At 66.3% G+C, this 21738-nt stretch carries 22 protein-coding genes and 1 tRNA gene; 3 read left to right on the forward strand and 20 right to left on the reverse strand.

The window, feature by feature from the left end:
* Positions 1-4 precede the first annotated feature (4 nt).
* From C507_RS0111315 to C507_RS0111330, 4 genes are all read right to left on the reverse strand, one after another.
* Complete coding sequence (locus tag C507_RS0111315; protein ID WP_018699813.1) at positions 5-733, reverse strand: RlmE family RNA methyltransferase; 729 nt, start codon at positions 731-733, stop codon at positions 5-7.
* Entirely contained in the window at positions 730-2019 is a 1290-nt protein-coding gene (locus tag C507_RS0111320; RefSeq protein ID WP_018699814.1) for a Ppx/GppA phosphatase family protein, read from the reverse strand. Before C507_RS0111320 ends, C507_RS0111315 begins: the two co-directional genes overlap by 4 nt.
* A gap of 209 nt (positions 2020-2228) precedes the next feature.
* A complete protein-coding gene (locus C507_RS21100; RefSeq protein ID WP_018699815.1) occupies positions 2229-3146 on the reverse strand; it encodes a LysR substrate-binding domain-containing protein in 918 nt (305 codons plus the stop codon).
* A 161-nt stretch (positions 3147-3307) separates the two neighbouring features.
* Positions 3308-3502 carry a hypothetical protein gene (locus C507_RS0111330; RefSeq protein WP_018699816.1) on the reverse strand — a complete coding sequence of 65 codons (195 nt, stop codon included), beginning with the start codon at positions 3500-3502 and terminating at the stop codon, positions 3308-3310.
* Positions 3503-3775: 273 nt separating this feature from the next.
* Here C507_RS0111330 and C507_RS0111335 point away from each other — a divergent pair.
* Positions 3776-3850 (forward strand) — tRNA-Val (locus C507_RS0111335).
* A gap of 103 nt (positions 3851-3953) precedes the next feature.
* Here C507_RS0111335 and C507_RS0111340 read toward each other — a convergent pair.
* The 6 genes from C507_RS0111340 to C507_RS0111365 form a co-directional block, all read right to left on the reverse strand.
* The gene (locus C507_RS0111340) at positions 3954-4655 is read right to left on the reverse strand and encodes a 5-formyltetrahydrofolate cyclo-ligase (protein ID WP_018699817.1); all 702 of its coding nucleotides are present in this window, start codon (positions 4653-4655) and stop codon (positions 3954-3956) included.
* Between the two features lie 70 nt (positions 4656-4725).
* Positions 4726-5484: a GntR family transcriptional regulator gene (locus C507_RS0111345; RefSeq protein ID WP_018699818.1), complete on the reverse strand. Its 759-nt coding sequence runs from the start codon at positions 5482-5484 to the stop codon at positions 4726-4728.
* Positions 5485-5625: 141 nt separating this feature from the next.
* On the reverse strand, positions 5626-6924 hold the full coding sequence (locus C507_RS0111350) for a TRAP transporter large permease (RefSeq protein WP_018699819.1): 1299 nt from the start codon (positions 6922-6924) through the stop codon (positions 5626-5628).
* Positions 6925-6962: 38 nt separating this feature from the next.
* Entirely contained in the window at positions 6963-7433 is a 471-nt protein-coding gene (locus C507_RS0111355) for a TRAP transporter small permease (RefSeq protein ID WP_018699820.1), read from the reverse strand.
* 76 nt (positions 7434-7509) lie between these two features.
* Positions 7510-8529, reverse strand: a complete 1020-nt coding sequence (locus C507_RS0111360) for a TRAP transporter substrate-binding protein (protein WP_018699821.1) — start codon at positions 8527-8529, stop codon at positions 7510-7512.
* A 211-nt stretch (positions 8530-8740) separates the two neighbouring features.
* Complete coding sequence (locus tag C507_RS0111365) at positions 8741-9436, reverse strand: class II aldolase/adducin family protein (RefSeq protein WP_018699822.1); 696 nt, start codon at positions 9434-9436, stop codon at positions 8741-8743.
* A 187-nt stretch (positions 9437-9623) separates the two neighbouring features.
* Between C507_RS0111365 and C507_RS0111370 the strand changes: the two genes are divergently transcribed.
* A complete protein-coding gene (locus C507_RS0111370) occupies positions 9624-11213 on the forward strand; it encodes a class I adenylate-forming enzyme family protein (RefSeq protein WP_018699823.1) in 1590 nt (529 codons plus the stop codon).
* Positions 11214-11229: 16 nt separating this feature from the next.
* On the opposite strand, the gene C507_RS0111375 is transcribed toward C507_RS0111370, so the two are convergent.
* The 8 genes from C507_RS0111375 to pcaC form a co-directional block, all read right to left on the reverse strand.
* Positions 11230-11862, reverse strand: coding sequence for a carbonic anhydrase (locus C507_RS0111375; RefSeq protein WP_018699824.1), 633 nt, complete (start codon positions 11860-11862; stop codon positions 11230-11232).
* A gap of 114 nt (positions 11863-11976) precedes the next feature.
* A complete protein-coding gene (locus tag C507_RS0111380) occupies positions 11977-13518 on the reverse strand; it encodes a class I adenylate-forming enzyme family protein (RefSeq protein ID WP_018699825.1) in 1542 nt (513 codons plus the stop codon).
* 141 nt (positions 13519-13659) lie between these two features.
* Positions 13660-14937 (reverse strand): acyl-CoA dehydrogenase family protein, encoded by a 1278-nt coding sequence (locus C507_RS0111385; protein WP_018699826.1) that lies wholly within the window; start codon positions 14935-14937, stop codon positions 13660-13662.
* Positions 14938-14953: 16 nt separating this feature from the next.
* Positions 14954-15787, reverse strand: coding sequence for an alpha/beta fold hydrolase (locus C507_RS0111390; RefSeq protein ID WP_018699827.1), 834 nt, complete (start codon positions 15785-15787; stop codon positions 14954-14956).
* 150 nt (positions 15788-15937) lie between these two features.
* Positions 15938-17110: a 4-hydroxybenzoate 3-monooxygenase gene (gene pobA / locus C507_RS0111395; RefSeq protein ID WP_018699828.1), complete on the reverse strand. Its 1173-nt coding sequence runs from the start codon at positions 17108-17110 to the stop codon at positions 15938-15940.
* A gap of 161 nt (positions 17111-17271) precedes the next feature.
* Complete coding sequence (gene pcaG / locus C507_RS0111400; RefSeq protein WP_018699829.1) at positions 17272-17886, reverse strand: protocatechuate 3,4-dioxygenase subunit alpha; 615 nt, start codon at positions 17884-17886, stop codon at positions 17272-17274.
* A gap of 1 nt (position 17887) precedes the next feature.
* On the reverse strand, positions 17888-18673 hold the full coding sequence (pcaH, locus tag C507_RS0111405; RefSeq protein ID WP_018699830.1) for a protocatechuate 3,4-dioxygenase subunit beta: 786 nt from the start codon (positions 18671-18673) through the stop codon (positions 17888-17890).
* Positions 18670-19071, reverse strand: a complete 402-nt coding sequence (gene pcaC / locus C507_RS0111410) for a 4-carboxymuconolactone decarboxylase (RefSeq protein ID WP_018699831.1) — start codon at positions 19069-19071, stop codon at positions 18670-18672. Before pcaC ends, pcaH begins: the two co-directional genes overlap by 4 nt.
* Before the next feature lie 194 nt (positions 19072-19265).
* Here pcaC and pcaQ point away from each other — a divergent pair, with 194 nt between their 5' ends.
* Complete coding sequence (gene pcaQ / locus C507_RS0111415; protein WP_026319027.1) at positions 19266-20180, forward strand: pca operon transcription factor PcaQ; 915 nt, start codon at positions 19266-19268, stop codon at positions 20178-20180.
* A 107-nt stretch (positions 20181-20287) separates the two neighbouring features.
* On the opposite strand, the gene C507_RS0111420 is transcribed toward pcaQ, so the two are convergent.
* Together C507_RS0111420 and C507_RS21105 are read right to left on the reverse strand one after the other, a co-directional pair.
* The gene (locus C507_RS0111420) at positions 20288-20716 is read right to left on the reverse strand and encodes a nuclear transport factor 2 family protein (protein ID WP_018699833.1); all 429 of its coding nucleotides are present in this window, start codon (positions 20714-20716) and stop codon (positions 20288-20290) included.
* A gap of 111 nt (positions 20717-20827) precedes the next feature.
* Entirely contained in the window at positions 20828-21499 is a 672-nt protein-coding gene (locus C507_RS21105; RefSeq protein ID WP_018699834.1) for a GGDEF domain-containing protein, read from the reverse strand.
* Between the last annotated feature and the right edge of the window lie 239 nt (positions 21500-21738).

Consider the following 21738-nt stretch of genomic DNA (forward strand, 5'->3'; position numbering starts at 1 on the left):
CGGCTCAGTCCTCTGCGTCGTCCGCGTCCGGCCCATCGGCGGGCGCCCCACGAAATCCGGTGGCCAGCACGTACTGCTCCGCCGATTCCGATCGGCTGGCCTTCGGCTTGATGTGGTACACCTTCTCGAAATTGCGGCGAAGCTCGGCAAGCAGGGCCGCCTCGGTGCCGCCCTGGAAGACCTTGGCCAGGAAGCTGCCTCCGGGCGCCAGAACCTCCCTGGCGAACTCGGCCGCGACCTCGCAAAGATGCATGATCTTGAGGTGATCGGTCTGCTTGTGGCCGGTTGTCGGAGCGGCCATGTCGGAGAGCACGCAATCAGCCTTGCGGCCACCAAGCGCCGCGATGAGCGCGTCCGGCGCGTCGTCGTCCAGGAAGTCCTTCTGCAGGAGCGTGACGCCCGGCAGATTGTCCATCTCCAGGTAGTCGATGCCCACGACGCTCGGCGCCTCGGGCTTCGAGGCGACCCGGTCGGCGGCGATCTGCGACCAGCTTCCCGGCGCGGCGCCGAGGTCGACCACCCGCATCCCCTTCTTCAGGAGCCCATAGCGGTCGTCGATCTCCAGGAGCTTGTAGGCCGCGCGCGAGCGGTAGCCTTCCGCCTGGGCGCGGCGCACGTAGGGGTCGTTCAGCTGGCGCTCCAGCCAGCGCACCGACGAGGCCCGCCGGCCGCGCGCCGTCTTCACGCGCTGCCTCAGTCCGCGGCTTCCGTCGCCGCCGGTCTTTCGGCTCATGCGGAGGATCCGGAGGGGGCGGAGCCGGCCGCGGGGCGTGCCGTCCTGTCCTGCGCCATCAGTTCCATCAGAATTCCTTCACGCAGACCCCGGTCGGCCACGCGCAGCCGCCGGCAGGGCCAGCGGCGACGAATCGCTTCCAGGATTGCGCAGCCGGCGAGCACGAGGTCGGCCCGGTCTGCGCCGATGCAGGGGTTGGCGACGCGTTCATGGAACGGCATCGCGAGGATCCGGCCGATCATCGCGTCGACGTCCTGCTCATGGAGCCAGGTCCCATCGACACGCCGCCGGTCGTAGCGCTCGAGACCGAGGTGAACCCCGGCAAGCGTGGTGACCGTACCCGAGGTGCCGAGCAGATGCACGCGCCCGCGTCCGACGACCTGGTCGAGAGCCCCACCGTGGTCGAGACGGGCGAGCAGGCACGACACGTCATCCACCATCGCCTCGAAGGTGCCGACATCGACTTCCACGCCGCCGTGGCGCTCCGCCAGCGAGACCACGCCGACCGGCAGCGACGTCCAGGCCCGGATGCAGCGGGTGATGGCGACACCCTTGAGCCGGTGCCGGCCGGACAGGTCGACCCAGACGATTTCCGAGGATCCCCCCCCGATGTCGAAGAGCACCACGCCCTCGGCGCCGCGGTCGATCAGCGTGGAGCACCCGGCGACGGCCAGCCGGGCCTCGGTCTCGCGGCTGACGATCTCCAGGTCGAGCCCGATCTCGCGGCGCACCCGCTCGACGAACGCCTTGCCATTCGCGGCCATCCGGCACGCCTCGGTGGCGATCAACCGGAACCGGTCCACGCGGGCATGGTCCAGCTTGCGGGCGCAGACCTCCAGCGCCTCCATGGCGCGGTCCATTGCGGGCGCGCCAAGCTGGCCACAGCCGGAAACCCCTTCGCCGAGCCGAATGATGCGGGAAAACGCATCGACCACCCGGTAGCCATGGCCGCGCGGCTCGGCCACGAGCAGCCGGCAGTTGTTGGTCCCGAGATCGAGAGCCGCGTAGCGGCGCGACGGCTGCGGATCGGTGCGATCGAACCGTTGAGACGGCTGTCGGGCCGCCTGAGAGCGGGCAGATCCGCCGCCGGCATGATGGCGCGCAGCGCCGCCGCCCTCGCAAGGACGCCGGCCGGAGACGATCGGGCCGAAGCCCGGTGCGGGCTTGCGACCAGCCTCGCCCCCCGCACCGGGGCGCTCCGTCTCACGCGCGGTTTCGGCAAGTCCATCCGGTGCCGACGCCCTTACTGCGGGCGAAGACGGACCGGCGTCGTCCATGCCATCCATGGTCCATCCGCTCCCGGCGGATCGGCGCGCCCTATCCCCTGCCCGAGACCGTCACCGGTGGTTCCGGTTCCGGCGGCTCGGTGCAGCCCGGCGCTGCCTTGTCCGCCCCTTGTTGGAACGAGTGTAGCAATCCACGGGCCAAGGACCAAATGCTGGATGCTGCATCCATGCGCAACCGGTGCGCTGGACCGACGCCCCCCGCCAGTCGCTCAGGCCTTGTCGTCCGGGGAGTGGCCGGTCAGGTGATCGATCAGGATGCCGAGGGCGCGGCCACCCTCGCTGGCCTCGCGGCGGATGACGCACAGGCGCCGGTCGGCCCAGGGCTCGGCCAGCGGCCGCCCCTCGATCTCCAGCGCAGCGAGGTAGCGGGTCACGCCGCTCTCGCGAATGAAGCCGATGCCGAGACCGACCTCCACGAGGCGGCGCAGCGAATCGTAGCGCGACACCTCGAAATGCTTGCGCACGGAGCGCTCGATGGTGGTGGCGGCGGCGGCCAGGAGCGATTCCGTCGAGGCACCGCCCATCATGGAGATCACGTCGTACTCGATGGCACGCTCGAAGCGGATGCCTTCGCCGGGCGCCACCCCGTCAAACAGGGGATGGCCTTTCCGGCCGATGACCCAGACCGGATCGCGGGCGTACGGCACCTTGATGAGGCCGGGCGGGAGATGGTGGTCGACGACGACGCCCACCCCGGCCGTACCATCGGCCACGGCGCGCGCGGCGTCGAAGTTCATGCCTTCGGAGAGCATGATGCGGATGCCGGGATAGGCTCGCTCGAAACCGGCGATGTCGTCGGCGAGCCGACCGCTGACGGCGGCGGCCACCGCGGCCAGCCGGATTTCGCCGCGCTCGCCCGTGGCATGGGCATCGAGGTCGTCGCCCAGGGACTGGGCAATTTCCAGCATGTGCTCTGCCCGCCGCAGCACGGTCTCTCCGGCAGAGGTCAGCCGGACGCCGCCCGCGCCGCGCTCAAGCAGCGTCTGGCCGACGAGAGCCTCGAGATCGGACAGGCGCTTGGAAACGGCGGAGGTTGCCACATCGAGCCTGCGCGCACCGGCCGCGATGCCGCCCGCATGGGCGACGGCCACGAAGCAGCGCAGGGTGGTCAGGTCAGGATCTCTCACGAGCAGCCCGGCGCGATCGTTGTCGAAGCGACAAGACTAGCCGCCCTTGGAGGCCGCTGTCGCGCGCTTGGCGCACTTTTCGGTGGAGATGCCGTGCAGGGAGCGGCGCGCAGCAGGCGGCGTCGCCCCCGGTCGTCACTATGCGGTCCGGTCGAACCCGCTCAGAAGTCGAGGTGGGTGCGCTTGCCCATGACGACGTCGACGGCGTCCTGGGGCAGCTCTTCGCGGTTCGACGCGGCGATGGACAGCCGGCGCGCAGCGCGGAAGATCTCGAAGAAGGACGCCTCGTGGCGGCGCGGCGCAGCCGCTTCGCGGGCGGGAATGACGGTGTCGGCGATGTCGGCAAAGAAAGCCATGTCTGATCTCGCAGTCTGGAGTCCGGGGAGGAATTCGATGACCCGAAGATGGACTTCTTTTTCGCATCGCACAACGAGATCGAGACGAAGCCCCCTTTCTGCATTCGCGATGGCTCATCCTCCGCTGCGGTGCATGACCCGCCGCGATGGCAAGGACAAAGGAGGGAAGACGGCTGCTGCCGAAAAAGGGATGAGCGAGGAGCGTTGAAAACCCGGCGACGGCCCCTTGCCTCGTCTGCCAAGAAGGCTTAATGGACACCCTCCGACGGGCAAGGGCGCGTAGCTCAGCGGGAGAGCGTTCCGTTCACACCGGAAAGGTCACAGGTTCAATCCCTGTCGCGCCCACCATCCTCCCCCGTCTCTCAGGTCCCGTCAGATCCAACCGTTCACGCCCACCGGGCCCGATCCTTGCCCGCCGCGGTGCCGATCCCGGGCGCCGGCCTGCGAGCGGTTACGCTTCTGTCTTCTGGCCTGGCGGCGGCTCGCTTACTCCAGCTTCGGTGATGATGGCATCCATCGGGATGTCGTGCGGCTGGGGAAAGATCGTCGCGATGCCCTGCCGGGCATAGCCGACGCCCAGCACGCGCGGTCTGGGATCGCGGGCGGCCAGCGTCCTGTCGAAGAAGCCTCCGCCATAGCCGAGCCGGAAGCAGCCGGGATCGAAGCCGACCACCGGCGCGATCACGATGTCCGGCTCGACCACCGCCTGGCCCTCCGCCGGGATCGGAATGTTCCACACCCCGCGTTCCAGGGGCTCTCCCGGGGACCACAGCCGGAATGTGAGGGGCTGGCCCTTGCCGGTTACGACGGGCAGCGCCGGGCGTCCGCCGCAGGAGACGACCCACTCCATGAGGGGCCGCAGGTCCGGTTCTCCGCGAAACGGCCAATAGGCGCTGACCACGCGCCCGGCCGGGTTTCCGATCAGATCCCTGGCCCGCCCGATGATGCGCTCGGCAAACGCCTGCCTCTCCGCGACGGGCATGGCCAGGCGCGCACCGATCAGGCGTTCGCGTTCCGCCTTGCGCCAGCGGGCGACGTCCGTGCGCTGCTGAGCATCGACCCCAATGCCGCCGAATGCCGGGTCGAGTTCATGCATCAGGCACGGCGGCGAGGCGAAACTCGCCCCCGGTGTCTCGTCGTCCGGAACGCCCATGCGATCGATCCTCCCGAACCAACCGTGGGCTTTCGGACTGAACGCCGCAAGTGGGTCCCGAACAGGCTGGTCAGCGCAGGTCGATTTCCAGGCGGACGCTGTCGCCGCGGTAGGTTCCCTCGCTGGCATAGACCAGAACGTCATCACTGGAGAGGACGGCACGCCGCATGATCGCCACCGGCGCGTTGACCGCGATTTCGAGAAGCGCGGCGGTGTCCACGTCTGCTGTTGAGATCGTCAGCACCTGACGGGCCGAGCCCAGGCTCTCTGCCGCCGCTTCCTGGAGAAGTTGCAGCAGCGGCTCCGTTTCGAACCGCTCGGCGGCAAGCTTCCGGTAGAGCCGCTCGTCGAGATAGGACGTCCCCAGAAGGTGCGGTTCGCCATCGCGCCGGTGCAATCGGCGGAAGCGGCGATAGCCGGGCGCGGCGGTGCCGCCATTGCGCAACACGTCCGGCAGAACGGGCACGGTGGTGGTGTCCAGGGTGACGATATCCGAGCCCTGATGGGCCTTGATGATCGAGCCCCAGTCCATCTCCAGCCGGTGGACGCGGCCGGCATGCGGCGCGCGCTTCACGAACGAGCCCTTCGCGCGGAGCCGTTCGACCAGCCCCTCCTCCTCCAGCGCGTCGAACGCCTGGCGGATGGTGCCGCGAGCCACGCCGAACTCCTCGGCAAGATCGTCAATGTTCGGGATGCGCCCTCCCACCGGCCAGTGCCCGGAGGCGATCCGGCTGCGGAACAGGTCGGCAAGCTGCAGGTAGATCGCGATACGGCTGCGCTTCAGATTGACGGGATGATCGGAGCCTGGAGCCCTGTCCTGTTCAGCCAATCGCCCTGTCCTTTCCCTCATGCCGCAGCCGCTTCGATCCCGGGTCCCGTGACCGACCGGACCGCAATGCACGCGATCCACGTGTCATATTGCGCGCCAGTCCCGCGCACGCAACGTACCGATGTCATTCGCGCCTCTTCTCTACATCTGGCTGGGAAGCCACAGGACGATTGCCGGAAGGAGGATCAGGATGGCCAGGCGGATCAGGTCGGTGACGACGAAGGGCAACACGCCTCTGAAGATGTCCGGCAACTCGATGTTTCTCACGACGCCCTTGATGACGAAGATGTTCATTCCGACCGGCGGAGTGATCAGCCCGAGTTCGACCGTCATCACGATGATGATGCCAAACCAGATCGGATCAAAGCCCAGAGCCAGGATCACCGGGTAAACGATGGGAACGGTGAGGATGACCATGGCCATCGTGTCCATCAGACACCCGAGGATGACGTACATCAGCAGGATCAGCACGAGCACGCCGTAGCGCCCGATGCCTAGGCCCGCGAGGAACTCGGTGATTGCCTGCGGTGTCTGGGTGATGGTCAGAAAATAGCCGAACAGGAGAGCGCCGATGAGGATCAGGAAGATCGAAGCGGTGGTCCGCACCGCGGCGATCGTCGCCTCCCAGAAGCCGGCCCTGTCGAGCTTGCGCCGCGCCACGGAAATGATCAGCGCCCCGGTTGCGCCCACTCCGGCCGCCTCCGTGGGTGTGAAGACACCGCCATAGAGCCCGCCGATCACGCAGAGGAACAAGAGCGCGATCGCCCAGACATTCTTCAACGCCGCGATCCGCTCCGCGCGGGAACTGGCGCCGCGGGCGGGCAGGAAGTCCGGCCGCCGCCAGTTGATGACGGAAATGGTCAGCAGGTACATGACCATGGCGAGGATGCCCGGCACGAGGCCGGCGATGAACAGTCGCCCGATATCCTGGTCGGTGAGGATGCCGTAGACGGCCAGAATGTTCGACGGCGGGATCAGGATGCCGAGCGTCCCACCGGCGGCGACGGCTCCGGCCGCGAAGCTGCGGGGATAACCGAAGCGCAGCATCTCCGGATAGGCGACGGACGAAAAGGTCGCCGCGGTGGCAACCGACGAGCCGGAAATGGCCGCGAAACCGCCCGAGGAGACGATGGTCGCCATCCCAAGCCCGCCACGCTTGTGCCCGAAGAAGCTGTCGGCAGCCTGGAAGAGCTCCCGGCTCATGCCGGAGTGGGACGAATAGTTGCCCATCAGGATGAACAGGGGAATGACCGCGAAGCCGGCTTCCGTTGCGGTGCGGATGGGCGACTGCGCAAGCAGAGCGAATGCCGGACCGAAACCGCTCAGGTAACCGAAGCCGCAGATGCCCACCGCGCCCATGGCGATACCAATCGGCACGCGCAGCAGCATGAGCGCGAACAGGGCGACGAAACCCGTGACGGCGACCAGTTCGTTGGCCATCGGAAATCAGTCTCCTGCGGGAAGGACGAGCCGGTCGCTCACTCTGCAGCCGGTGCGCGAACGACGTCGGCGATCTTGAGGACGGTCAGGCAGGTTGCGGCGAGAATTCCGGTCCAGGCGACGAGATGGTACGGCCAGATCGGAAAACCGAGATCGATCGTGGTCACGCCGGCGTCGCGCGTATCGGACACCTTTTCCAGCATCGCCCAACAGAAATAGGCGAGACAAACCGCCGCGAAGATCGTGGCGAAGACGTCCACGATGCGCTTGCCGCGAGCCGACAGCGGCGTCCAGAGAAGGTCGACAGTGATGTGCTCGTCGCGGTAGCTGGCGATCGCGATCCCCCAGAAGATCACGATTCCGAGCAGGTTCTCGGTCACGTCGTTGGCGTCGGGAAGACCCCACGCGAAGATGTAGCGCAGGATCACCGAAACGAAGACCAGAGCCGTGACAACGGCGAGAAAGGCCGCGGAGATCCGCTCAACCGTATCGATCGCCCTGCCGAGCATTGTCAGCTCCCCTGCCCTGTTTCGAGCGGCTGGACCTGCGGCCGCCCGGGACGAGCCCGGACAGCCGCACCGGCCTTCAGTAGGCCGCGCCGTTCTTCTTCAGAAGTGCCTTGTAGTCGGCAAGGGCAGCGTCCGGATCGGTAACGGACGTGCTCTTCTCCTTCACCGTCTCCGCCCACTGCTGGGTCAGGGGCGCTGCCGCATCCCGCCAGACGGAAAGCTGGTCGTCGGAAAGCTCCACCACCGTGTAGTCCGGGTCCGCCTTGAGCTCATCCAGCCCGGCGTTCTCGAAATCCGACCACGGAGACGCAACCTTCACCGCCCAGTCGGTGGTGCAGTGGCTGTCGACCGCCGCCTTCTGCTTCTCCGAAAGGCCCTCGTAGGTCGCCTTGTTCATCACCCACGCGTAAGCCGACGAATAGAAGGGGATGTTGAGGTAATGATCCGTGGCCTTGGTGATGCCGAACAGGTTGGCCGAGCCCGGCGTCAGCGGTGCGATGTCGATCGTTCCGCGCTCGATCAGGTCACGCATTTCCGGCGCGCGCGCCAAGACGTTCGCACCACCGAGCGAGCGCACGAAGCGGCCCGAGGTGCCGTTGACGGCACGCACCTTCTTGCCTTCCAGGTCGGACGGCGCCGTCAGCTCGCCCTTGGAGTGAATGCCGCCCGGCTCGATCACGAAGCCGAAGCAGTAGTGCACGTCGCCCATCTCACTCTGCGCGTGATCGCGGTACCAGGCGTCGAACGCTGCCGTGCCGCCCTTTGAGTTTGCCGTGGTGAAGGGAAGCTCGACGGCCACCGCGACGGGGAAGCGCCCCGGTTCGCCGCCGACATTGTACCAGCCGAAGGTGACGATGCCGTCCCGGGCCATGTCGTAATGATCGTTCGGCTTGCCCAGCTGGCGCGCCGGAAACATCACGGTCTCGATGGTGCCGTCCGACGCGGCTTCGAGCGATTCCGCCCATTCAACCAGTGCCCCGTGCAGCGGGTGCGTCGTGGGCAGCCAGTGCGAGAGCTTCATGTTGGCGGTGTCGGCGGCCGAAGCGCTCGTAGCGGCGAGCGCGATGGCCGAGGCGAATGCCAAGCTGCGATACATGGATGGTCCCTCCCCAGGGTCGGTGCAGTCTATCTTGTCTTGGACCCACCCCGATCCATCACGTGAAGCGGTACGCGGCGGGCGATCGGGAATCACGTCAGGCAACTCGTCGACGTTCAGCGGCACTCCCGCGAACCTCGTCAGACGCAACCACAGTCTTTAAAATCCATAAGTTTGATCTTATGTCAAATTCCTGGCGGACGCCATCGCATCAGGCCTCGAGGCGATGGCGCCAGTAGTCCCATGCCCGTTCCAGCACCAAAGGCCCGAGATTGGCAGCCGCGGCGCGCTCAACCTCTCCCTCGGTGAGAAAGGTGGGCGATCCGATGAGCGATGCCTGCCATTGCGCCCGTGCGTTGAGACAGAGATGGACGGACCGGAACACCATCTCCTTGAGGCTAGCTCCGGCCGCCACCCCGCCGTGATTGCGCAGCAGCACCGCCGGAGCCGTGCCGAGGGCAACGGCCAGCGAATCCGCCTGCTCCCGGTTGGCAACGAGGAGGCTGGTGTCGCCGAACGCCTCCTGCGCGCTCCAGAACGGGAGCTCGGCACCGGCCGTGGCGCCCACATGCGTGACGGCCCGAACCGGCACTCCGGATACGCAGAACGGCATGATGGCCTCTGCGTGGAAATGGCTGATGGCCTGGATGTCCGGTCTGACGCTGTAGATCGCGGCGTGAATCACGCGTTCGAGGAACAGGCGTCGCCCGTCGGGCTCGACGGGTTCCGCATCCATGCCGAAAGCGATGACATCGTCTCTCGTGACCATGCCCGGGCTGCGTGACCGAGACAGCAGGAACCGGTCCGGTTGATCGGGGTCCCGGACGCTGACGTGACCGAAGACGTCGAGAACGTCGTTGTGCGCCAGGATGTGGCTCGCCAGCACGAGTTCGTCCGCCAGTTCCACGCATCCCCCTTCGGACCATCCGAGCCAGAAGCAATAAAGGCCATAATATCAATCTTTTGCCAACAGCAAACCTGCAGACCCCGGGCGCCGTGGCGTCAATGACCGGGTCCGATCGCTGGCCCTTCCCGATTCCCCTCTCCTCAGCCTACGATAGGTGTCATGCCCCCTATTTGAGCGGAGTCGGCCCTTGAGTGACCTTGCCACCGATCGAAACGCACCCGGCGGTGACGCCACGCTGAGGGCCTGGGTGGAGCACTGGGCATTCGAGCGACCGGATCATCCCGCCCTGCTCTCTCCCGCCGGCACCGTCACCTACGCCGAGCTGCACACGCAGGTGCAAAGGCTGGCGAGCGGGCTGCGGAGCGCTGGAATTCCGCGCGGATCGCGCATTGCCGCGCAACTGCCGAACGCGCAGCAATTCGTCATCGCCTACATCGCGACCAGCTATGCCGGCTGCGTTTTCCAGACCATCCACATGCCCTACAGGGAAGCGGAAATCGTGCCGCTCCTGGCACACGGCAAAAGCGCAGCCTTCATCGGGCTCGCCGAGAGCAAGGACTTCGCGCCTACTGCCTTCGTCACGAGTGTCCGCGACAGCCTGCCCGACCTGAAGCAGGTGATCGCGGTGGGCGGACCTGTTCCGCAAGGTGCCGTGTCCTACGACGAGCTGGCAGCCAGCGAAGCACATGACGACCTGCCGGTTCCGCGCCCGGCCGACCCTTACGTGCTCCTCTACACGTCCGGAACGACCTCTGCCCCGAAAGGGGTCATGGTGGCCTACGAGAATTTCCTGCCAAACGCCGCCCGCAGCGCTCCGGAACTGGGTGTGGACGGCACGTCGATCATACTGTCGGCCGCGCCGTTCACCCACCTCTACGGCACCTTCTCCATCAACCTGGCCCTGTCCGTCGGCGCGACGATGGCGCTGCTGCCGGTCTACACGCCGCCAGCATTGGCCGAGGCACTCGCCTCCTACCGGCCCACGCACCTGTTCTCAGCGCCGGCCCACATGGTGGCGGCGGAAGCAAACGGCTTCCTCGCGCCGGATCTCCTCAACTCCCTGAAGCTCCTGCAGATTTCGGGCACCGCCTGCCCGCCGGCGCTGGCGCGTACGGTGCAGGAGCGGCTGCCGAACGGCGTCGTCGGCCAGCTCTGGGGCATGAGCGAATTACAGGCCGGGGCCTTCAGCCGGCTCAATGATCCGGAAGAGGCCCGTACGGAGTGGGCGGGTCGCGCAAATCCGGGAACCGAATTGCGCATCATGGACGGCGACGCACCCTGCCCGCCAGGAGACGAAGGCGAGCTGCAGGTGCGCGGACCCTCGCTCTTTTCCGGCTACCTCGACAATGCGGAGGCGAGTGCGGCGGCCTTCACCGCCGACGGCTTCTTTCGGACCGGCGACCTGGCGGTGATGAACGAGGCGGGCTTCATCCGCATCACCGGACGGTCCAAGGACGTGATCAACCGCGGCGGCGTGAAGTTCAATCCGGCCGACGTGGAGGAGCTTCTCGACCGCCATCCGGCGATCGCCCAGTGCGCCATCGTTCCGGTGCCCGACGACACGCTCGGTGAGCGCGCCTGCTGCGTCGCGGTCCTCGCGAAAGGGGCGGAGCCGCCAACCCTCGACGTTCTGCGCGCCTACCTGACGGAGGCCGGCGTCGCCAAGACCAAGTGGCCGGAGCGGCTGGAATTCGTCGACGAGATGCCGATGACGCCGACCCGCAAGATCAAGAAGGCCGAGCTTGCGCGGATGATCAGCGACCGCGACCCACGCTGATCGCTCCCGCAGCCGGCTACTTGTCGTCGCGCTTCTTGTCGTCGGCGATGCAGTTGATGTGGCCATCGGTGAGCCGGTAGGCCCAGCCGTGGACATGCAGATCCTGGCCGCGCTCCAGCGCGTCGCGGACGATCGGGCTCTGCAGCACGCGGGCGCACTGGCTCTCCACGGAGAGCTCGCACAGCCGGTCGAAGCGCTTGTCGTCGTCGGTGATGGCTTCCAGCTCATCCCGGTGACGGGAAGCGATGTCGCGGATCGGCTGCAGCCAGTGGTCGACGAGCCCGTGCGGCGAACGCTCCATGGCGGCGCGAATGCCGCCGCAGCCATAATGGCCGCAGACGATGATGTGGCGGACCTTCAGAACGTCGACGGCGAATTGCAGCACCGACTGGCAGTTGATGTCGGAGTGGTGGACCAGGTTGGCGATGTTACGGTGAACGAACACCTCGCCCGGAGGCAGGTCCGTGATGACGTTTGCCGGGACCCGGCTGTCGGCGCAGCCGATCCAGAGATAGTCCGGCGCTTGCTGCTCGACCAGGCGCTCGAAATAATGCGGGTCGCGCTCGATCTGCCTGTGCGCCCAGTCCTTGTTCTGCTTCAGGAGATCTTCGAGCACGTTCGTCTTCCCTTCCCGCTGGATGCCTGTCATGGCGCGGCCGACACCGCCAGCCGACGTCCGGCCGTAAGCTAGACAGAATCCTCTCCGCGACAAGGGCTGCCGGCAAAGCTTCCGCGAAAAATGCGCCGGCCGGATGGCTGCCGCTCAGGCCGCCGTGCCGGCAGCCACGTCTTCCGCCAGCTGCGCGCGGAGATGGAAGTGCTGCACCTTGCCGAGCGCATTCTTGGGAAGCGCCTCGATGAAACGGATCTCGCGTGGAACCTTGAAGCGGGCCAGATGCGCCCGGAGATAGGCGATCACCGCATCCTCGCGCAGGTCGGAACCGGGTCTCGGCACCACGAAGGCGACCGGCACCTCCTGCCACTGCGGATCCGGCCGGCCGATCACGGCGGCTTCCAGAATCTCCGAGTGCTCGTGCAGGACACGCTCGATCTCGGCCGGGTAGACGTTCTCGCCGCCGGAGATGATCATGTTCTTCTTGCGGTCGTGAACGTAGAAATAGCCCTCGGCGTCGCGGGTGCCGATGTCGCCGGTGTGGAACCAGCCGTTGCGCAACACGTCGGAGGTGGCGGCCTCGTCGCCCCAGTACTCGTAGAGCACCGTCGGCCCCTTCACGATGATCTCGCCGGCCGTCCCCGGCGCCACCTCGCGGCCGGCCTCGTCGACCACCCGCGCCTCGCAGGCCAGTCCCGGCAGACCGATGGTGCCTTTGCGCATGATGGCATCGACGCCGCCGATGCGGGTGTAGATGCAGATCGGTGCGGTCTCGGTCGACCCGTAGACCTGCAGCACCTTCACGCCGCGGCTCTGGAAGGCCTCGATCAGCGGCTGCGGCACGATGGTGGAGCCTGCACCCACCGCCCGCAGCGAGGAAATGTCGACGCCGCGGGCATCGGCCTCCTCCAGGATTGCCGCCATGGTGGCCGGCACGACGACGGTGAGCGACGGCTTCTCGCGGGCGATGGCGTCAACGGCCGCATCGACCTCGAACCGGTCGTGAAGCGTGACGGTGGCTCCTGCCTGCAGCGCCGGGGTCGTCTGAATGTTGAGGCCGCCGACGTGAAACATCGGCAGCGTCGTCAGCACGTGATCCTGGGACGTGAGGTCATGGAGATGGCAGGAATGGATGGCGTTCCAGACCAGCGCGTCCTGGCGCAGCACGGCACCCTTGGGCCGCCCCGTCGTTCCTGAGGTGTAGACGATCAGCAGCGGGCACGTGGTGTCGATATGCGGGTTGCGGCCATCGCCCTCGACACCCTCAAGCACGTCTTCGAACCGCGAGCCGCCGTCGGGTGTGAAGTCCAGCCCCACCGCCCGACACTCGGGCACGGTTTCGGGCATGGCTTCCAGGACACCGGAGAATGCTTCCTCGAGGAACAGCACCTTCGCCGAGGCATGATCCAGGATGTAGAGGTGCTCCGGCACCGCCAGCCGCCAGTTGATCGGCACCAGCACGGCTCCGAGCCGGGCGCAGGCATAGAGCAGCACCAGATAGTCCGGCCGGTTGAGCGACAGGATCGCCACCCGGTCGCCCCGGCCGATGCCGAAGCGCGTCTTGAGGACGAACGCCGTGCGGTGGATCCGGTCCGACAGGCCGGCATAGGTCAGCACCTCCCCCTTGAACCGGATCGCCGGCTTGTCGGGCGTGAAGGCGGCATTGCGGTCGATCAGATCGGAAAGATCCATGGGCGGCTGTCCCCGAGGCGGCTCAAACGCTGATCCGGCGCGGCGGCGTCGGATCACATCAACTCCGGTTTGTGTCCGGGCCTTTGTCTTTGCTGCGCAAAGCCGGACGGAAAACCGGTACCCACTTTCCCTGGCTTTGCTCTAGTCGTCGCTCTCGCCGTCTTCGTAGAGCGCGGCGCGGCCGAGCCGGTCGACGCACAGCTCCGCCGTCCACGGCAGCATGAGGGCGCCGCAGCGGCTGTCGCGATAGATGCGCTCCAGCGGCAGCGATTTCAGCATCGACTGGCCGCCGCAGGTGCGGATCGCCAGTCGGGCGATGTCGTTGGCGAACTCCATCACCGTGTACTGGGTGGCGTAGGCGCGCAGCACCTGGTCCTTGGAGGGGTGGGCGCGGGCCTCGGTCACCGCCTGGAACCAGAGCGACTTCAGCTGTTCCAGCTTGATGCGCATTTCCGCCACCGCGATCTGCTTGGTCGGATACATGCGCCGCTTCACCGGCGGCATGCCGGGCACCTCGCCGCGCAGATAGGCGACCGTGAAGTCGTAGGCGGCCTGGGCCTGGCCGACATAGGTCGGCGCAAGCGTCATGAACATGTGCGGCCAGTTCGATGCGGCCTGGAAGTAGAGGCCACGCGGCATCAGCGCGGCGTCTTCCGGCACGAACACGTCATCGAAGATGAGCGTGCGCGAGACGGTGCCGCGCATGCCCAGCGGATCCCAGTCGCCGACCACGCTGACGCCCTTCGCGTCCGCCGGAACGGCGAGATAGAGCGTGTTGCGCCGGCTCTTCTTGCCGTCGCCCTCGGTCTCCGTGCACAGGACGCCGTAGTAGTTGGCGTTGCCGGAGAGCGAGGCGAAGATCTTCTTGCCCCGCACGATCCAGCCGCCCTCCATCGGGATCGCCTCGGTGGAAAAGGCCACGCCGCCCGCGGCCGCCGCACCGCCCTCGGAGAAGGGCTGGGCATAGATGGCGCCCTCCTCGACGATGCGCTTGTAGTGACCCGCACGCCGGCGCTCGTGCTCGGCACGGTCTTCCTCGCTCATCTCCAGGTCGTCGGCGAGCGGGCCGGACCAGAGCGTCGAGCAGACGTGCATGTTCCAGGTCAGCGCGGTCGCGCCGCAGTAGCGGCCGATCTCTGCGGCTACCAGCGAATAGCTCTGATAGTCGGCCCCGCCACCGCCGAAGCGCTCGGGGATGCAGAGCGCCAGCAGGCCGGCCTCGTAGAGGTCCTTGTAGTTCTCGGTGGGGAAGCGGGCCTCACGGTCATAGTCGAAGGCGCGCGCCGCGAACTTCGCCTTGCCCAGCGCGCGCGCGGTCCGGCACCACTCTGCCTGCTGGTCGCTCAGGCGGAAGGCGGTCGGATCGAACATCGGCGCATCGAGGTCGACCGTATCCACGTCAATGGCGGGAACGTTCATGGGGGATCTCCTCTGGTCAGGCTCGAGCTGCGCCGTCTAGGCCGGCGAGAAAGCCGCGCATGGCCTCGGTGAAGGCGTCGGGTTGGTCGAGGTTGGCGAGATGGCCGGCACCCTGCATCTCCACGAACGTGGAGCCGGGGATCTTGTCCGCCATGCGGCTCATCACCTTGGACGGGGCGCTGGTGTCCTCGGTTCCGGCAATCAGCAGGGTCGGCACGGAAATGTTGGGCAGGTTCGCGCGCTGGTCGAAGTCGACGAGCGCGTAGACCATCTGGCGGAAGCTGTCCTCGGTCGTCGCAGCGAGGGCGTCGCGGCCGATCGCGAAGCCCGCCGGGTCCGGGTTCGGGCCAGTGAGGCCACGCATCATGCCGTCGGCGAGTTCGGCCATGGTGCGACCGGCATCGAGCGGCGCCAGCCGGCCCTCGATGAATGTCTTCTGGAAGTCGCCGTCGGGTCGGCCGAAAGCGGGGCTGGTCCCGGTCAGCACGATCGCCTTAGGCGCGACCAGGCCGGCGGCAAGCGCCTCCTGAACGATCATGCCGCCGAGCGACTGGCCGACGAGCACCGCGTCCTTCGCATCGACTGCGTCGAGAAAGTCGCCGAGCGCGACGGCAAGGGTGGGCAGCGTGGCCTCGGACAGCGGCTCGGACGAGCCGTAGCCGGGCACATCCCAGGACATCACCCGCCAGGCCGGTGCAAACGCCTCCAGCTGCGGGCCGAACACCTCGCCGCGGCCGCCGATGCCGTGAATGAACACGATCGCCGGGCTGGACGGGTCCCCGCCTTCGCAATAGCCGAAGCGGCCGTCGGACGTGGACTTGCGCTCGATTGTGGCGGACCCGCCTGACATGCGGCTGTGCCTCCCGAGGGTTGCCGGATCGGCTGAGGATAGCACAGTGAAATTACATGAAAAGGAATAGTTTTAAGCCCAAAGCATACTCCGACCCTGCGCGCAAACCGCGTGCATGAGATCGGCCGTCCGGACAGGCGCCGCTCGGTCTCAGTCGTAGGGGAGCCCCACATAGTTTTCCGCAAGCGCCGTCTGGGCGGCGCGGGAATGGACGAGATGGTCCAGTTCCGCCCGCTTGACGCGCACGTCGAAGGCCTCTTCATCGAACTTGTGAAGCAGAGTGGTCATCCACCAGGAGAAGCGCTCGGCCAGCCAGATCCGCCGCAGAGCCTTCTCCGCGTAGTGCTCGATGCCGGTCTCGTCGTCCGCCCGATAATAATCGATCAGGGCGTTGGAGAGGTAGAAGACGTCGGAGGCCGCGAGATTAAGCCCCTTGGCTCCGGTCGGCGGAACGATGTGTCCGGCATCTCCGACCAGGAACATCCGGCCATAACGCAGCGGCTCGGCCACGAAGCTTCTGAGCGGCGCGATCGACTTCTCGATGGACGGGCCGGTGACAAGGTCGGCGGCCACGTCGGACGGCAGCCGGCTCTTGAGCTCTTCCCAGAACCGGTCGTCGGACCAGTTGTCGACCTTCTCGTCGGCCGGCACCTGCACGTAGTAACGGCTGAGAACGCGCGAGCGCAGCGAACACAGCGCAAAACCGCGCGGGTGACCGGAATAGATCAACTCCTCCGACACCGGCGGCGTCTCCGACAGGATACCCAGCCAGCCGAACGGATAGACCTTCTCGAAGACCTTCAGCCGATCGGCGGGGATCGCCTTGCGGCTCGGACCATGAAAGCCGTCGCAACCGGCGATGAACTCGCAGTCCAGGCGGTGGGTCTCGCCATCCTTTTCATAGGTGACGTACGGGCTGTCACTGTCGACGTCGTGCAGCGCGACATTCTCGGCGTTGTGGATGATCGTGCCGCCCATGGCGTCGCGCGCCTTGTAGAGATCCCGCGTGACCTCTGTCTGGCCGTAGACCATCACCGTCTTGCCGCCGGTGAGTTCGGCGAAATCGATCCGGAGACGGTTGTCTTCGAAGGCGATCTCGCACCCGTCGTGGATCTCGCCTTCCGCGTCCATGCGGTCGCCGACACCGGCGGCACGCAGCATGTCGGCCAGTCCCTGCTCCAGTACACCCGCGCGAATGCGCGACAGGACATGATCGCGCGAATGGCGCTCGAGCACGACGGTCTCAACCCCGGCGAGATGCAGACGCTGGGAGAGAAGCAGGCCGGAGGGGCCGGCACCGATGATTGCCACCTGGGTCTTCACGCAATGTCTCCCTTCGTGCACAGCCATCCCCTCCAGCCCGACGGCAGAGGCGGGGAACCGAGCTCATCTGATTGTCGTGCAAACGGGTCCCGGCGCGGGATCCAACAACCTATACGCGCCCGGAGGCTGACCGGTTCACCGACCAGCCTCCGATCAGGACCTCAAACGTCGAAAAAGACGGTTTCCTTCGGGCCCTGGCAGTGAATGTCGAGCGTGTAGGTCGGCGTACCGCCACCGTCCTTGCGCTCGGCAATCATCGTCCGGCGTCGCGGCGGCGGGACCATTGCGAGGATCGGGTCTTCGTCGTTGGACGCTTCGTCGGCGAAATAGACTCGCGTGTTGAGCTGCAGGTTCATGCCGCGCGCGAACAGCGTCAGCGAGATATGCGGCGCCATCAGCTTGCCGTCGATATTCTCCACCCGGCCCGGCTTAACGGTCTCGAAGACATAGTAGCCGGACTTCAGGTCCGATGCCGCACGGCCGAAACCGCGGAAGTCGGACGCGATCTCGCTTGAGCGCGGATCGAGCGGATGGCGGTAGCGGCCCTTGCCGTCTGCCTGCCAGACCTCCACCACCGCATCAACGATGGGCGCGCCGCCACCGTCCCACAGGTTCAGCTCCAGCTTGATCGCCTCGCCCTCGGTCTGCGGGCCGGCCACCACATGCAGATTCTCCTGGGTGCGCGTCTGCAGTCCTGCGGCGGAAGGCACAAGGCCGATGTGGACGTAAGGGCCCGCCGTCTGCGACGGGGTTTCACGAAGCAGCGTCACGGGCATCTTACAGGCCCTCCGGGCGGTTCTCGAAAAAGATCTGGCGCGGACCGCGCAGCACGATGTCGAACCGGTAGGCGAGACAATCGTGCGGCGTGTTGGCGGTGGTGTCGAGCAGCGCGGTCATCGCGTCGACACCGGCCTTGTCGGGCACGGCATTGACGATCGGGCAGATCGGAATCAGCGGATCGCCTTCGAAATACATCTGGGTGATCAGCCGCGTGGCAAAGGCAGGACCAAACAGCGAGAAGTGGATGTGCGCCGGCCGCCAGCTGTTGCGATAGTTGCGCCACGGATAGGCGCCGGGACGGATCGTGCGGAAGTGGTAGTTGCCGTCCTCGTCGGTCACGCAGCGCCCGCAGCCGCCGAAATTCGGGTCCAGCGGAGCGAGATAGTCTTCCAGCTTGTGGCGATAACGCCCGCCGGCATTGGCCTGCCAGACTTCAACCAGCGTGTTGGGCAGCCCGCGGCCATTCTGATCAAGAACCCGGCCATGGACGATGATGCGCTCGCCGATCGGCTCGCCATCCACCTGACCGTTGACGATCATGTCGTCGTCGTGCGGCGCCAGGTCGTTATGTCCGAAGACCGGACCGGTCAGCTCGGACATGGTCTGCGGTATCGACAGCAGCGCCTGCTTCGGTGCGCGCGCGATGGTGGACTTGTAGCCGGGAAAATCGGCGGCCGGATGCAGGTGGCGCTCGCGCGGCTGATAGGCCCGTGCGTAGCGCTCCTGCGCGTTACGCCGGTCCGTCAGCGGTCCGGCCCAGCTCAGGTGGCTGTGCTCGTTCATGTGTCCTGTTCCTCCCTCGCTTGAGGACCCTCGCCCTCGGCGAGAATTTGCTTGGCGATGGCGATGCACGTGTTGGCCGCCGGCACACCGGCATAGATGGCGACGTGGAGAAGCAGCTCCTGCAAATCCTCCATCGTCGCACCGGTGCGGCGCATGGCCCGCACATGCATGGCGAACTCGTCGTGGTGGCCGAGCGCGGCAAGCAGCGTCACCGTCACGATCGAGCGTTCACGCTTCGTGAAACCGGGCCTGGTCCACACGGAGCCCCAGGCCATTTCGGTGATGAGGCGCTGGAAGTCGGCGTCGAAGTCGGTCTTCCGCTCCTCCGCCCGGTCGACATGCGCGTCGCCGAGAACGGACCGGCGCGTGGCCATGCCCTGATCGAAACGCTCTTTCACGCCCTTCGTTCTCCCACCTGTTCGCAGCCCGGGTCGACGAGGCCGCCCCGGGACAACGCCCGAAGCTTTTTTCGCGCTCACCGTGTCGTTCTGACCGGGAGCGCGCAAGCTCGTCTTTGACATTGGTCAAAGCTAAATATGGGCAAGTGAACATGTAAAATGACTTTTTACGCCCGATGGATAACCATGTGGGCATGATTCCAGGTCGCGTGAAGTTCCGACATCTCCAGTGTTTCCTTCAGACTGCGCGGCTCGGCGGCGTTGCCAAGGCCGCGCAGAGCCTGGGCGTGAGCCAGCCGGCCGTCTCCAAGTCGCTGGCGGAACTGGAAGAAATCCTTGGCGTGGAGCTCATGGAGCGCAGCCGGGCGGGCGTGTCGCTGACGCCGGTGGGCGAGATGTTCCTGCGCTATGCCGGGGCGAGCGTTGCGGCGTTGCGCCAGGGACTGGACGGCGTTGCGCGCTCCAAGATGGCGGAAGAGACGCTTCTGACCGTCGGCGTGCTGCCCTCCGTCGCCGGCCGGCTCGTGCCAACCGCCGTCGACCGGTTCCGTCGAGCGAATCCTGGCGTTACGCTGAAGATCGTTTCCGGCCCCAACCTGCATCTGCTCGACCAGTTGCGCCTGGGGGCGCTCGACCTGGTGCTCGGGCGCCTGGGGGCTCCGGCCTCGATGGCCGGGCTGAGCTTTCAGCACCTATATTCCGAAACGGTCAGCTTCGTCGTGCGTCCGGGTCATCCGCTGCACGCCGCACCGGACCTGGATCGGATCGTGGACTACCCGGTCCTGTTTCCAGACAATGAGGCGGCGATCCGGGGAATCGTCGAGCGCTATCTCATCGCCAACGGGATCGGCCATATTCCCGACCGAATCGAAACGGTCTCGAACGACTTCGGCCGCGCCTACACGCGGCGCTCCGATGCGGTCTGGATCATCTCGTCCGGAGTGGTCGCCATCGATGTCGCGGAGGGGATGCTCGAAGTCCTGCCCTTCGACGTCGCTGACACCACCGGGCCGGTCGGCGTCACCACACGCGCGGATACCGAGATCGCGCCCGCAACGCGGCTCCTGATCGATGCCATGCGCCATGCTTCGACCAGCGCACAGCCTTAAGAAGATACATCATTTATTAACCATAATTTATTGATATAAAAAATAAAATCTCCCTCACCTCAGGTCGCAGATCAAGCGGGCCAGCTTGATTGTGATCGCAAATGGTTTCATGCGGGTTGCGGCATCGAATGCCACCAGATCCGGACCTCCTCCGCCAGCCCGCTTGGCGCAAGCTTCGCCACCAGGACGCCATCGAGGATCATGCGGGGTAGCGGATCGCCGGGCCGGCGTTCCGGCAGCCCAGTGCCAGTCGACTGTGCCCAGATCCGGAACAGCTCCTCCGAGGCGACCTGATAACCGACCCTCCAGTGAGCAATCCCGCCGTCGTCGCTTTCGGCAAGCACCTCATAGCCGACCGAGATGTCTTCCTGGAGCTTGATCCGGTCCCAGTAACCCGCGCGGGCCTCCGGCGAGTCCTGAACCTGGAAAGGCGTGTTGTGATAGCGGCCGTCGGGGGTGAAGAGCGCGGCGAACCCATCCGAATCCTTCGCCTCCCAGACCTCCTTGTAGCGCGCCATGAACGCGTGAATGCTCATCGCATTCCCCTCCCCTCCGGTGTCCTGGACGAACTTGGGCCGTATGGGGCTCTCAGGCAAGGCGCAGCAGGGCCGCACCGCACCGCGCGTCGGGCCGCGCCGGTCGAGACACTAGTCGGCGCAATCCGCACCCGTCGCAACCGGCCCTGGATGAAAGACGGAGATGCGGTTCCGGCCGGCCGACTTGGCTTCGTACATCTCGGCCGAGATTCGCCGGACCAACTCCATCACAGGCTCGCCATCGCGCATCTCGGAAACGCCGATGGAAACGGACAGATCGACCGATCGGCTTTCGCAGACAAACGGCTCGGCAGTTACCGATGTCCGGATGCGCTCGGCGATGGCTGCTGCCTCCTCGATATCGACCTCCGGCAACAGAAGGACGAACTCGTCACCACCCCAGCGCACGAGGGTTTCGTAAGGATGCGCCGACCGGCGAAGGCGTTCGGCCGCATCATGGAGAAGGCCGTCGATCGCCACATGACCGTGTCGAACATTGAGATCCTTCAGACGGTCGATGTCGACAAACAGCGCCGAACAGGTCGAACCATCCTGGCGCTGCCGCACCACACTTCGGTCGATGATCCGATTGAAGCCTCGACGATTGTAGGCACCTGTCAGCGCATCGCGCTCGGCCAGATCCTCAAGCAGGCGGGTCGCGTGCAGGATCTCGACCAGGTCTGAGCGGAGGGCCCCCAGCGTCAGCTGATCATCCCCCTCGAGCAAGGTGGCGAGGCGGTCGGCAACTGCGGGCGCAGACGTGCCAGTTCTTTGCGGATCCACGCTCCGCATTCCTTCCCTTGTCCCGCGTTTCCGCTCCGCCCGACTGGAGCGCGCCACGAAACATACCTGGTCCGCAACGTCCGCCGGCTTGCCGGCTTCTGCAGCGCATCAGACGGGCTGATGCCGGCAAGAAGCTTTCGTCATGCAGACGGACGACACTGCCGCTTCGCCCCCGAGTGCGGTAGCGTCCGACGACGCTTTTACACAACGGCTACTGCAATGCACAGATATCAGGATCG

The sequence above is a fragment of the Amorphus coralli DSM 19760 genome, assembly GCF_000374525.1.
GTDB classification, from domain to species: Bacteria; Pseudomonadota; Alphaproteobacteria; order Rhizobiales; family Amorphaceae; genus Amorphus; species Amorphus coralli.

Coding starts and splice junctions, on each gene's coding strand:
- C507_RS0111315 (WP_018699813.1), bottom strand. CDS start 733: ATGAGCCGAAAGACCGGCGGCGACGGAAGCCGCGGACTGAGGCAGCGC.
- C507_RS0111320 (WP_018699814.1), bottom strand. CDS start 2,019: ATGGATGGCATGGACGACGCCGGTCCGTCTTCGCCCGCAGTAAGGGCG.
- C507_RS0111330 (WP_018699816.1), bottom strand. CDS start 3,502: ATGGCTTTCTTTGCCGACATCGCCGACACCGTCATTCCCGCCCGCGAA.
- C507_RS0111340 (WP_018699817.1), bottom strand. CDS start 4,655: ATGGGCGTTCCGGACGACGAGACACCGGGGGCGAGTTTCGCCTCGCCG.
- C507_RS0111350 (WP_018699819.1), bottom strand. CDS start 6,924: ATGGCCAACGAACTGGTCGCCGTCACGGGTTTCGTCGCCCTGTTCGCG.
- C507_RS0111355 (WP_018699820.1), bottom strand. CDS start 7,433: ATGCTCGGCAGGGCGATCGATACGGTTGAGCGGATCTCCGCGGCCTTT.
- C507_RS0111360 (WP_018699821.1), bottom strand. CDS start 8,529: ATGTATCGCAGCTTGGCATTCGCCTCGGCCATCGCGCTCGCCGCTACG.
- C507_RS0111375 (WP_018699824.1), bottom strand. CDS start 11,862: ATGACAGGCATCCAGCGGGAAGGGAAGACGAACGTGCTCGAAGATCTC.
- C507_RS0111380 (WP_018699825.1), bottom strand. CDS start 13,518: ATGGATCTTTCCGATCTGATCGACCGCAATGCCGCCTTCACGCCCGAC.
- C507_RS0111385 (WP_018699826.1), bottom strand. CDS start 14,937: ATGAACGTTCCCGCCATTGACGTGGATACGGTCGACCTCGATGCGCCG.
- C507_RS0111390 (WP_018699827.1), bottom strand. CDS start 15,787: ATGTCAGGCGGGTCCGCCACAATCGAGCGCAAGTCCACGTCCGACGGC.
- pcaG (WP_018699829.1), bottom strand. CDS start 17,886: ATGCCCGTGACGCTGCTTCGTGAAACCCCGTCGCAGACGGCGGGCCCT.
- pcaH (WP_018699830.1), bottom strand. CDS start 18,673: ATGAACGAGCACAGCCACCTGAGCTGGGCCGGACCGCTGACGGACCGG.
- pcaQ (WP_026319027.1), top strand. CDS start 19,266: ATGATTCCAGGTCGCGTGAAGTTCCGACATCTCCAGTGTTTCCTTCAG.
- C507_RS0111420 (WP_018699833.1), bottom strand. CDS start 20,716: ATGAGCATTCACGCGTTCATGGCGCGCTACAAGGAGGTCTGGGAGGCG.